The organism is Demequina gelatinilytica, assembly GCF_000971115.1.
GTDB classification, from domain to species: Bacteria; Actinomycetota; Actinomycetes; order Actinomycetales; family Demequinaceae; genus Demequina; species Demequina gelatinilytica.
Map to the genome: position 1 here is coordinate 50,434 of NZ_BBLV01000017.1, position 11,570 is coordinate 62,003.

The window sequence follows — 11,570 nt, forward strand, 5'->3', positions numbered from 1 at the left end:
TATGGGTGGGAGCGGCGTGAGCGTACTTGACAGCATCGTCTCAGGAGTCCTGGAGGACCTCGAGGTCCGCAAGGAGCTGACGACCATGGACGCGCTCAAGGAGCGCGCCGCACGGCTGCCCGAGGCGCTCGACGCCCGGGCGATCCTCGCGCAGGACCAGGTCGGCATCATCGCCGAGGTCAAGCGCTCGAGCCCGTCGAAGGGCGAGCTCGCGGACATCACGGATCCCGCGCTCCTGGCCACCGAGTACGCCGCGGGCGGCGCCTCGGTCATCTCCGTCCTGACGGAGCAGCGCCGCTTCAACGGCTCGCTCCAGGACCTCGACGAGGTCCGCGCGAAGGTGGACGTGCCCATCCTGCGCAAGGACTTCATCGTGACCCCCTACCAGGTGTGGGAGGCGCGCGCCCACGGGGCGGACGTGGTCCTGCTCATCGTCGCGGCGCTCGAGCAGCTCGCGCTCGAGAGCCTCATCGAGCGCGTCCACTCGCTCGGGATGCTCGCGCTGGTCGAGGTGCATGACGAGGAGGAGGTCAAGCGGGCCGCCGACGCCGGCGCGACCGTGATCGGCGTCAACGCGCGCAACCTCCGCACGCTCGAGGTGGACCGCAACACGTTCGCGCGTGTCGCGCCGACCATCCCGGACGGCATCCTGCGCATCGCCGAGTCCGGGGTGCGCGACAGCCACGACGTGGTGCAGTACGCACGTCAGGGCGCCGATGCGGTGCTCGTGGGCGAGGCCCTGGTCAAGGACCGGGACCCGCGTGCGACGGTGGCCGAGATGGTCGCCGCCGGCGCCCACCCCGCGCTGCGGTCGGTCCGTCCGTGACGGGCTCCCTCCAGGAGGCCCCCGGGCCCTACTTCGGCGAGTTCGGCGGCAGGTTCGTGCCCGAGGCGCTCATGGCGGCGCTCGACGAGCTCACCGACGCCTACGACAAGGCGCGCATCGATCCGGAGTTCACCGGCGAGCTCGAGAGGCTCGCACGTGAGTACACGGGACGGCCGTCGATCGTCACCGAGGTGCCGCGCTTCGCGGCCCACTGCGGCGGCGCGCGCGTGCTCCTCAAGCGCGAGGACCTCAACCACACGGGCTCGCACAAGATCAACAACGTCCTCGGCCAGGCGCTGCTGACCAAGCGCCTGGGCAAGTCCCGCGTGATCGCGGAGACCGGGGCCGGCCAGCACGGCGTCGCCACCGCGACCGCCGCGGCGCTGATGGGCCTCGACTGCGTGATCTACATGGGCGAGGAGGACACGGAGCGCCAGTCGCTCAACGTCGCCCGTATGCGCCTCCTGGGCGCCGAGGTCATCCCCGTCGCGACCGGTACGCGCACCCTGCGCGACGCGATCAACGAGGCGTTCCGCGACTGGGTCGCGAACGTCGAGACCACCAACTACGTGTTCGGCACCGCGGCGGGCCCGCACCCCTTCCCTGCGATGGTGCGCGACTTCCAGCGCGTCATCTCGGTCGAGGCGCGTGCCCAGATGCTCGCGCTCGGCGGGCTCCCCGATGCGGTCCTCGCATGCGTGGGCGGCGGCTCGAACGCGATCGGCTCGTTCGACGCCTTCCTCGACGATGCGGACGTGCGCCTCATCGGCTGCGAGGCCGCGGGCGACGGCGTCGAGACCGGCCGTCACGCCGCGACCCTCACGGGCGGCCGCCCGGGCATCCTCCACGGCTCGATGTCCTACATCCTGCAGGACGAGGACGGTCAGACGCAGCCGTCGCACTCGATCTCCGCGGGGCTCGACTACCCGGGCGTCGGGCCCGAGCACACGTGGCTGTCGAGCATCGGCCGCGCGGAGTACTGGCCCGTCACGGACGCCGAGGCCATGGAGGCGTTCCGCCTCCTCACCCGGACGGAGGGCATCCTGCCCGCGATCGAGTCCGCGCACGCGCTCGCCGGCGTGATCCGCCTGGGCCGCGAGCTCGGCCCGGGGGCGACGCTGCTGGTGACGCTGTCCGGGCGCGGCGACAAGGACGTCGAGCAGGCCGCGCGCTGGTTCGAGATGCTTCCCGAGGACGAGGAGACCGCGTGAGCGCGCTGACCGACCGCCTCGACGCGTGCAAGGCCGAGGGGCGTGCCGCGCTCGTCGGCTACCTGCCGGTCGGCTACCCCGATGTCGCGACGTCGCTCGCCGCGATGCGTGTCCTGGTCGAGGCCGGCTGCGACATCGTCGAGGTCGGGCCGCCCTACTCGGACCCGGTGCTCGACGGGCCGATGATCCAGCATGCCGCCGCGCGCGCCCTCGAGGGCGGCGTCAAGGTGGACGATGCGTTCGCGGCCGTGAGCGTCGTCGCCGAGGCTGGCGCGGTGCCCGTGGTGATGAGCTACGCGAACCTCATGCTCCAGCGCGGCTGGTCCCGTTTCGCTGCGGACCTCAAGGCCGCCGGGGGAGCGGGCGTCATCACGCCCGACCTCACGCCGGACGCCGCCCCCGCCTGGGTGGACGCGGCGCGCGAGGAGGGTGTCGACACGATCTTCCTGGTCGCGCCGTCGACCACGCGTGAGCGCATGCAGCTCACGTGCGACGCCTCGACCGGCTTCGTCTACGCGACGCCGCTCATGGGTGTCACCGGTGAGCGCGCGTCGGTCGGCGACGCCGCCGAGCGGGTGGTCAAGGGCGCGCGCGACGCCGGCGCCGAGCGCGTCTGCATCGGTGTCGGGGTCGCGACGGGCGCCCAGGCGGCCGAGATCGCCGGCTATGCCGACGGCGTCATCGTCGGCACGGCGCTGGTGCGCGCTCTCGGCGACGAAGGCGACCTCGAGCGCCTGCGCGCCAAGGTGACCGAGCTCGCCGAGGGGGTGCGCGCAGCCCGATGACCGCGTCCATCCCCAGCCCGCCGATCGAGTGGAGCTCGTTCAGCATCGGCCCGCTCACCATCCACGCGTACGCGCTGTGGATCCTGCTCGGCATCTTCGTGGCGCTGTGGCTCACGTCGCGCCGGTGGGTCGAGCGCGGCGGCGATCCCGAGGCAGTGTGGGACATCGCCTTCTGGGCGATCCCGTTCGGCATCCTCGGCGGGCGGATCTACCACGTCATCACCACCCCGGCGCCGTACTGGGGCCCGGACGGCAACCCGTGGGACGCGCTGAAGATCTGGGAGGGCGGCCTGGGTATCTGGGGCGCCGTCGCGCTGGGCGCGCTCGGCGCCTGGATCGGTGCGCGCCGCACCGGGGCGAGCTTCACCGCCTTCGCGGACTCCGCCGCGCCCGGTGTGCTGATCGCGCAGGCGATCGGGCGCATGGGCAACTACTTCAACCAGGAGCTCTTCGGACGGCCCACGGACCTGCCGTGGGCGCTCGAGATCGATCCCGCGTTCCGACCCGAGGGCTACGAGCAGTTCGCGACGTTCCATCCGACGTTCCTGTACGAGCTGCTGTGGAACCTCGCGGGCGCGGCGCTCATCATCTACCTCGACAAGAAGCTCGACCTGCGAGGCGGACGGGTGTTCTGGCTCTACGTCATGGTCTACGTGTCGGGCCGCCTGTGGATCGAGCACGTCCGCATCGACGATGCGGTGCACATCGGCCCCCTGCGTATCAACGAGTGGGTCTCCCTCATCGCGCTCGCTGGCTCGACCCTCGCCTTCGTGGCCCTAGGATTGCGTCAACGCAAGGCTGCCGTGCGACCGGATCGGTCGCAGCTCGCGGCACGCGTCCCGCACCCTGAGGACGCCGCCTTGACCGATGACGACGTGCCGTCCGACGTCGCCGACACCCCCGGCGACGACCCCGCAAGGGAGTGAGGCGGGGGTTTTCCCGTCGGAGGGCGTTCGCGATAGGCTGAACGCCCGTGTCAACACCGGGTCGAAGGCGCCCCGAAATCTACGAATGTCCCCGTGTGCGCGGGGACGCTTAAGGACGGTGTGATGGTCGCGCATCTTGGCGCTCCCCAGCCCGCAGCGGGGCTCTACGACCCCGCATACGAGCATGACGCGTGTGGCGTCGCCTTCGTCGCGACCCTCCGCGGCACGGCGGGCAGGGACATCGTCGATGCCGGCCTCACCGCGCTGAAGAACCTCGAGCACCGCGGCGCCGTGGGCGCCGAGACCGAGACCGGCGACGGCGCCGGCCTCCTCACCCAGGTGCCTGACGCCTTCCTGCGCGAGGTCGCGGGCGTCGAGCTGCCCGCCGCCGGCGAGTACGCCGTGGGCATCGCCTTCCTCACCCCCGGCCAGGAGGCCGCCGAGGTCGCGGCGGTCGAGCGGGCCGCGCAGATCGAGGGCGTGCGCGTCATCGGCTGGCGCGACGTCCCGGTGAACCCGGAGCCCTTGGGCCCGAGCGCGCGGGGCGCGATGCCCACCTTCCGCCAGCTGTTCCTTGCGGCGGACGGGCTGTCCGGCATCGACCTCGACCGCCGTGCGTACCGCGTGCGCAAGCGCGCCGAGAGCAACGGGGGACCGTTCTTCGCATCGCTGTCCAGCCGCACCCTGACCTACAAGGGCATGCTCACCACGTACCAGCTCGAGCAGGTGTTCCCGGACGTCCTGCACCCGCTGTTCGCGTCCGAGCTGGCGCTGGTCCACTCCCGCTTCTCGACCAACACCTTCCCGTCGTGGCCGCTCGCGCAGCCGCTGCGCGGCATCGCGCACAACGGTGAGATCAACACGGTGCGCGGAAACCGCAACTGGATGGCGGCGCGCGAGGGCACCCTCCGCTCGGAGCTGCTCGGCGACATGGCCCCGCTCATGCCGGTGTGCACCCCGAGCGCCTCGGACACCGCATCCTTCGACGAGGTCCTCGAGCTGCTCCACCTGGGCGGGCGCCCCATCCACCACGCGCTCCTCATGATGATCCCCGAGGCGTGGCAGAACAACGAGTCCATGGACCCGGCCCGCCGCGCGTTCTACGAGTACCACTCGGCCCTCATGGAGCCGTGGGACGGCCCCGCCGCGCTGCACTTCACCGACGGCACCGTGATCGGCGCCACGCTCGACCGCAACGGCCTGCGCCCGGGACGCTTCTGGGTGACCGACGACGGCCTCGTCGTGTGCGGCTCCGAGGCGGGCCTGCTCGACATCGACCCGGCGAAGGTGGTGCGCAAGGGCCGCCTGCAGCCCGGCCGCATGTTCCTGGTCGACACGCGTGAGGGCCGCATCGTCGAGGACGAGGAGATCAAGTCCGCCCTCGCGTCGGAGCAGCCCTACGAGCAGTGGGTGGCCGACAACGCCATCCGCCTGTCCGAGGTCCCCGACCGTGAGCACATCTCCCACTCGGCCCGCTCGGTCCAGCGCCGCCAGCGCGCCTTCGGGTACACCGAGGAGGAGCTGAAGATCCTGCTCGGCCCCATGGCGAAGGAGGGCATCGAGCCCATCGGCGCGATGGGCTCGGACACCCCGATCGCGGTGCTGTCGCAGCGCCCGCGCCTCCTGTTCGACTACTTCGTGCAGATGTTCGCGCAGGTGACCAACCCGCCGCTCGACTCGATCCGCGAGGAGATCGTCACCGCGACCGGCGGCGCGCTTGGCCCCGAGCCGAACCTGCTCGACGCGACGCCCGAGCACGCTCGCAAGATCATCATCGACTTCCCGGTGATCGACAACGACGAGCTCGCGAAGATCCTGCACATCGATCGCGACCCCAAGCGTCGCGGCATGTTCTCGTCCCGCAAGATCCGCGGCCTGTACCCGGTCAAGGGCGGTGCGGAGGCGCTCGACGCGCGCCTCGCGGAGATCTTCCGCGAGGTGGACGAGGCGATCGAGGACGGCGTGTCCTTCCTGGTGCTGTCGGACCGCGACTCGAACCCCGACCTCGCGCCCATCCCTTCGCTGCTGCTGACCTCCGCGGTGCACCACTACCTGGTGCGTACCCACCGCCGCACGCAGCTGTCGATGGTCGTCGAGGCCGGCGACGTGCGCGAGGTGCACCACGTCGCGCTGCTCATCGGCTACGGCGCGGGCTGCGTCAACCCCTACCTCGCGATGGAGACGGTCGAGGACCTCACCAAGCGCGGCTACCTGGGGGACATCACGCCGGCGCAGGCCACATACAACCTCATCAAGGCGCTCGGCAAGGGCGTCCTGAAGATCATGTCCAAGATGGGCATCTCCACCATGGCGTCGTACCGCGGCGCACAGGTCTTCGAGGCGATCGGCCTGTCGAAGGAGCTGGTGGACCTCCACTTCAACGGCACGCCCTCGCAGATCGACGGGGTGGGCCTCGACGTCATCGCGGCCGAGGTCGAGGCACGCCACGCCGACGCCTATCCCGCGTCGGGCGAGCTCCCGCCGCACCAGACCCTGCGGACGGGCGGCGAGTACCAGTGGCGCCGCGACGGCGAGGAGCACCTGTTCGACCCGGAGACGGTCTTCAAGCTCCAGCACTCGACCCGCACGCGTCAGTACGACGTGTTCCAGCAGTACACGGACCGCGTCGACCACCAGTCCAAGCGCGCGATGACCCTGCGCGGCCTGCTCGAGTTCAACTCGGGTCGTACGCCCGTCGACATCGACGAGGTCGAGCCGATCAGCGAGATCGTCAAGCGCTTCAACACGGGTGCGATGTCCTACGGCTCGATCTCGCAGGAGGCCCACGAGACCCTCGCGGTGGCCATGAACCGCCTGGGCGGCAAGTCGAACACGGGCGAGGGCGGCGAGTCCGTGGACCGGCTCTACGACCCCGAGCGTCGCAGCGCGATCAAGCAGATCGCGTCGGGCCGCTTCGGTGTCACCAGCGAGTACCTGGTCAACGCCGACGACATACAGATCAAGCTCGCGCAGGGGGCCAAGCCCGGCGAGGGCGGCCAGCTCCCGGGCAACAAGGTCTACCCGTGGGTCGCGCAGACGCGTCACTCGACGCCCGGCGTGGGGCTCATCTCCCCGCCGCCCCACCACGACATCTACTCGATCGAGGACCTCAAGCAGCTCATCCACGACGCGAAGAACGCGAACCCGAAGGCACGCGTCCACGTGAAGCTCGTGGCCGAGGTCGGCGTCGGGACCATCGCGGCCGGCGTCGCGAAGTGCAAGTCCGATGTGGTGCTCATCTCGGGTCACGACGGCGGCACGGGAGCGAGCCCGCTCAACTCCCTCAAGCACGCGGGCGCCCCGTGGGAGATCGGTCTGGCCGACACCCAGCAGACCCTGGTGCTCAACGACCTCCGCGACCGCATCGTGGTCCAGGTCGACGGCCAGCTCAAGACCGGCCGCGACGTGGTCGTGGCGGCGCTCCTGGGGGCCGAGGAGTTCGGGTTCGCGACCGCTCCGCTGGTGGTGTCCGGCTGCATCATGATGCGCGTGTGCCACCTCGACACGTGCCCGGTGGGCGTGGCGACGCAGAACCCCGAGCTCCGCTCGCGCTTCTCCGGCAAGCCCGAGTTCGTCGAGACGTTCTTCGAGTTCGTCGCGCAGCAGGTCCGCGAGCACCTCGCGGCGCTCGGCTTCCGCTCGATCGCGGAGGCGGTGGGCCACGTCGAGGCGCTCGAGACCCGTGCCGCGATCGACCACTGGAAGGCGCAGGGGCTCGACCTCGCGCCGGTGCTCGCGCGCCCCAAGGAGGGCGCCGCGCTGCTCAACGCGACCACGCAGGACCACGGCCTCGAGGCGGCGCTCGACAACGAGCTCATCGCCGAGGCCGAGCCGGCGCTCGAGCGCGGCGAGCCGGTGCGGATCTCGCGCGAGGTGCGCAACATCAACCGCACCGTGGGCACGATGCTCGGCTACGAGGTCACGCGCCGGTACAGGGGAGCGGGGCTCGAGGACGACACGATCGACGTGACCTTCACGGGCAGCGCCGGCCAGTCGTTCGGTGCGTTCGTCCCGCGCGGCATCACGCTGCGCCTCGAGGGCGACACCAACGACTACGTGGCGAAGGGCCTGTCCGGCGGCCGCGTCATCGTGCGCCCGGCGCGCGAGTCGATGCTCGACGAGACCCGCGACGTGATCGCGGGCAACGTGGTCGGCTACGGCGCGACCGGCGGCGAGATCCTCCTGCGTGGTCAGGTGGGCGAGCGCTTCCTGGTGCGCAACTCGGGAGCGACCGCGGTCGTCTCGGGCGTGGGCGACCACGGTCTCGAGTACATGACGGGCGGCACGGCCGTGATCCTGGGCCGCACCGGCCGCAACCTGGGCGCGGGCATGTCGGGCGGTACGGCGTATGTGCTCGATCTCCGGCCGGAGCGTGTCAACGCGCAGGCCATCGCCTCGGGCGAGCTCACGCTGAGCGCGCTCGACGCCGAGGACCAGGTGATCGTCCGCACGCTGATCGAGCGGTTCGAGCAGGAGACGCAGTCGCCGGTGGCCCGAGAGCTGCTGGCCGACTGGGGCATGACGGTGGCGCGCTTCACGCGCGTCCTGCCGGCACAGTACGCACGCGTCCGTGAGGCGCTGGCCGAGCTCGATGCGAAGGGCGGGGACCTCTCCGCTCCCGGCGCGTGGGCCGAGTTCCTGGAGGTGACGGGTGGCTGACCCGCGTGGATTCCTGAAGGTTCGCGAGCGCGAGGTCCCCGCGTATCGCCCCGTCCCCGTGCGCCTGCGCGACTGGGCCGAGGTGAAGGACGAGCTCGGGCGTGACGAGGTGGTGCTCAAGCGCCAGGCGGGCCGCTGCATGGACTGCGGCATCCCGTTCTGCCACCAGGGCTGCCCGCTGGGCAACCTCATCCCCGAGTGGAACGACCTCGTGTGGCGCGGCCAGTACGCCGATGCGATCGAGCGTCTGCACGCGACCAACAACTTCCCCGAGTTCACGGGCCGCATCTGCCCGGCCCCGTGCGAGACGTCCTGCGTCCTGGGCATCAACCAGCCTGCCGTGACCATCAAGAACGTCGAGGTCGAGATCATCGAGCACGCGTTCGAGGACGGCAACGTCACGCCGCACATCGCGCAGCGCCACACCGGCAAGACGGTGGCCGTGGTGGGCTCGGGGCCCGCGGGCCTGGCCGCCGCGCAGCAGCTCACGCGTGCCGGTCACACCGTCGCGGTGTACGAGAAGGACGACCGCGTGGGCGGCCTGCTCCGCTACGGCGTGCCGGACTTCAAGATGGAGAAGCACGTCATCGACCGGCGTGTGGTGCAGATGGAGCGCGAGGGCACGCGCTTCCGCACGGGCATCACCATCGGCGAGGACATCACGTGGGACGACCTCCGTGCGCGCTACGACGCGGTCCTCATCGCGACCGGCGCCCCGGTGCCGCGCGACCTGCCGCTGCCGGGCCGCGAGCTCGACGGCATCCACTACGCGATGCCGTACCTGTACCAGGGCAACCAGGTGGTCGCGGGCGAGGAGGTCGCGGACCAGATCCACGCGAGCGGCAAGCACGTCATCGTGATCGGCGGCGGCGACACCGGCTCGGACTGCATCGGCACCGCCCTGCGCCAGGGTGCGGCGAGCGTCACCACCCTCGCGATCGGCAAGAAGCCCCCGACGGAGCGGCCGACGAGCCAGCCGTGGCCCACCGACCCGCGCCTCTTCGAGGTGTCCTCGAGCCACGAGGAGGGAGGTGAGCGCGACTATCTCGCCTCGACGGTGGAGTTCATCGGTGATGACAATGGTCACGTGACAGCGCTGAAGGTCGCCGTGACCCAGTACAACGCCGATGGCTCCCGCACCCCCACTCCGGGGACCGAGCGCGAGATCCCCGCGGACCTTGTGCTCATCGCGATGGGCTTCACTGGGCCTGAGGTCACGAACCTGCAGGCACAGTCGCAAGTAGCGTTGACCCCGCGCGCTCAGATCGAGCGGGCTCACAACTACGCGACCACCCAGGACGGTGTGTTCGTGGCCGGCGATGCCGGTCGCGGCGCCTCGCTCGTGGTCTGGGCGATCGCGGAAGGCCGGGCGGCTGCAGCCGCCATCGATGAATACTTGACAGGGAGCACCGAGCTCCCGGCGCCGGTGACGGCGCACACAACGGCGCTTCGCGCCTGAATACCAAGGTTGGAGAACATGCGTAACGCGAAGATTGTCTGCACGATCGGACCGGCCACCGCGCCGATCGACCAGATGCGCAAGCTCGTGGGGGCGGGTATGGACGTCGCCCGTATCAACCGCAGCCACGGCTCCGCCGAGGAGCACGAGCAGGTCTACCGCAACATCCGTCAGGCGGCGGAGGAGACCGGCCGCAACGTCGCCGTGCTCGTCGACCTCCAGGGGCCGAAGATCCGTCTCGAGAAGTTCGCGAACGGCCCGCACGAGCTCGCGGTGGACGACGTGTTCACCATCACCACGCGTGATGTCGAGGGCACCAAGGACATCTGCGGCACCACGTTCAAGGGGCTCCCGGGCGACTGCAACCCCGGCGACACGCTCCTCATCGACGACGGCAAGGTCCGCCTCGAGGTGACCGAGGTCACCGACACCGACGTGATCACCAAGGTCGTCGTGCCGGGCCCCGTGTCGAACAACAAGGGCATCAACCTGCCCGGCGTCGCGGTCTCCGTGCCGGCGATGTCGGACAAGGACGAGGCCGACCTGCGTTGGGGCCTCAAGCTCGGCGCGGACTTCATCGCGCTGTCGTTCGTGCGCAACGCGGCGGACTACGAGGACGTCGCCCGCATCATGAACGAGGAGGGCCGCACGGTCCCCGTGATCGCCAAGGTCGAGAAGCCGCAGGCGGTCGAGAACCTCGCCGAGATCGTCGACGCGTTCGACGGCGTCATGGTCGCCCGTGGCGACCTGGGCGTCGAGCTCCCGCTCGAGGAGGTGCCTCTGGTCCAGAAGCGCGCGATCGAGCTGTGCCGCTCGCAGGCCAAGCCGGTCATCGTCGCCACGCAGGTGCTCGAGTCGATGACGCACTCGCCGGTCCCGACGCGTGCGGAGACCTCCGACTGCGCCAACGCGATCCTCGACGGCACCGACGCGGTCATGCTCTCGGGCGAGACCTCGGTGGGCGACTACCCGATCGTCACGGTCGAGACCATGGCCCGCATCGTCAAGAACACCGAGGAGAAGGGCTACTCGCGCATCGCGCCGTACCTGTCGACGCCGCACACCCGCGGTGGCGCCATCACGCACGCGGCCGCCGAGATCGCCGAGAACCTCGACATCAAGTACATCGTCACCTTCACGCAGTCGGGCGACTCGGCGCTGCGCATGTCGCGCCTGCGTCCCTCGACCCCGATGATCGCGTTCACGCCCTCGGCGGACACCCAGAAGCGCCTCGCGCTCTCGTGGGGCATCCAGGCGGAGCTCGTCGAGAAGGTCGAGTCGACGGACGAGATGGTGAACCTCGTGGACGGCTACCTCAAGTCCTCGGGTCGCGCCGTCGACGGCGAGTACGTGGTCGTCGTCTCGGGCACCCCGGTGGGCGTGCCCGGCACCACGAACTCGATCTTCGTGCACAAGGTCGGCCAGGTGCGCGGCTAAGCGCCAGCATCCCTGAGCGAGGGCCCCGTCGGCTTCGGCCGGCGGGGCCCTTCGTCGTCCTCCCGGGGCGAAGGACGTTCGGGGGTCGAAACGATCCGACCGACGGAAGTCGTCTACAACGATTGACAAAGCGGGCGAAACCTCGCAAGGATGCGTAACTGTGTGAACGCGCACAATTCGCGAACCTCCACCCCTACACAGCCGTAGGGGGCAGATGGGTCCGCGAAAGTGAGCGATCACATCTGCGGTACCGGGTGGCACGCCACC

Annotated in this window: 7 protein-coding genes; all 7 read left to right on the forward strand. The window is 70.4% G+C overall.

The window, feature by feature from the left end; all coding sequences use genetic code 11:
• Positions 1 to 16 precede the first annotated feature (16 nt).
• Entirely contained in the window at positions 17 to 826 is an 810-nt protein-coding gene (trpC, locus tag AOM00_RS12840; RefSeq protein WP_062518168.1) for an indole-3-glycerol phosphate synthase TrpC, read from the forward strand.
• Positions 823 to 2,037: a tryptophan synthase subunit beta gene (gene trpB / locus AOM00_RS15845; RefSeq protein ID WP_062518169.1), complete on the forward strand. Its 1,215-nt coding sequence runs from the start codon at positions 823 to 825 to the stop codon at positions 2,035 to 2,037. Before trpC ends, trpB begins: the two co-directional genes overlap by 4 nt.
• On the forward strand, positions 2,034 to 2,822 hold the full coding sequence (gene trpA / locus AOM00_RS15850; protein ID WP_062518170.1) for a tryptophan synthase subunit alpha: 789 nt from the start codon (positions 2,034 to 2,036) through the stop codon (positions 2,820 to 2,822). The genes trpB and trpA overlap by 4 nt, the downstream gene beginning before the upstream one ends.
• Positions 2,819 to 3,748 carry a prolipoprotein diacylglyceryl transferase gene (lgt, locus tag AOM00_RS12855; RefSeq protein ID WP_062518171.1) on the forward strand — a complete coding sequence of 310 codons (930 nt, stop codon included), beginning with the start codon at positions 2,819 to 2,821 and terminating at the stop codon, positions 3,746 to 3,748. The genes trpA and lgt overlap by 4 nt, the downstream gene beginning before the upstream one ends.
• 123 nt (positions 3,749 to 3,871) lie before the next feature.
• Entirely contained in the window at positions 3,872 to 8,407 is a 4,536-nt protein-coding gene (gene gltB / locus AOM00_RS12860) for a glutamate synthase large subunit (RefSeq protein ID WP_062518172.1), read from the forward strand.
• Entirely contained in the window at positions 8,400 to 9,866 is a 1,467-nt protein-coding gene (locus AOM00_RS12865; RefSeq protein ID WP_062518173.1) for a glutamate synthase subunit beta, read from the forward strand. The genes gltB and AOM00_RS12865 overlap by 8 nt, the downstream gene beginning before the upstream one ends.
• A gap of 18 nt (positions 9,867 to 9,884) precedes the next feature.
• Positions 9,885 to 11,303 carry a pyruvate kinase gene (pyk, locus tag AOM00_RS12870; protein WP_062518174.1) on the forward strand — a complete coding sequence of 473 codons (1,419 nt, stop codon included), beginning with the start codon at positions 9,885 to 9,887 and terminating at the stop codon, positions 11,301 to 11,303.
• The last annotated feature ends 267 nt before the right edge of the window (positions 11,304 to 11,570 follow it).

What these genes read in the sequence shown, in the direction of transcription:
- lgt (WP_062518171.1), top strand. Translation starts at nt 2,819, where the DNA reads ATGACCGCGTCCATCCCCAGCCCGCCGATCGAGTGGAGCTCGTTCAGC.
- gltB (WP_062518172.1), top strand. Translation starts at nt 3,872, where the DNA reads ATGGTCGCGCATCTTGGCGCTCCCCAGCCCGCAGCGGGGCTCTACGAC.
- pyk (WP_062518174.1), top strand. Translation starts at nt 9,885, where the DNA reads ATGCGTAACGCGAAGATTGTCTGCACGATCGGACCGGCCACCGCGCCG.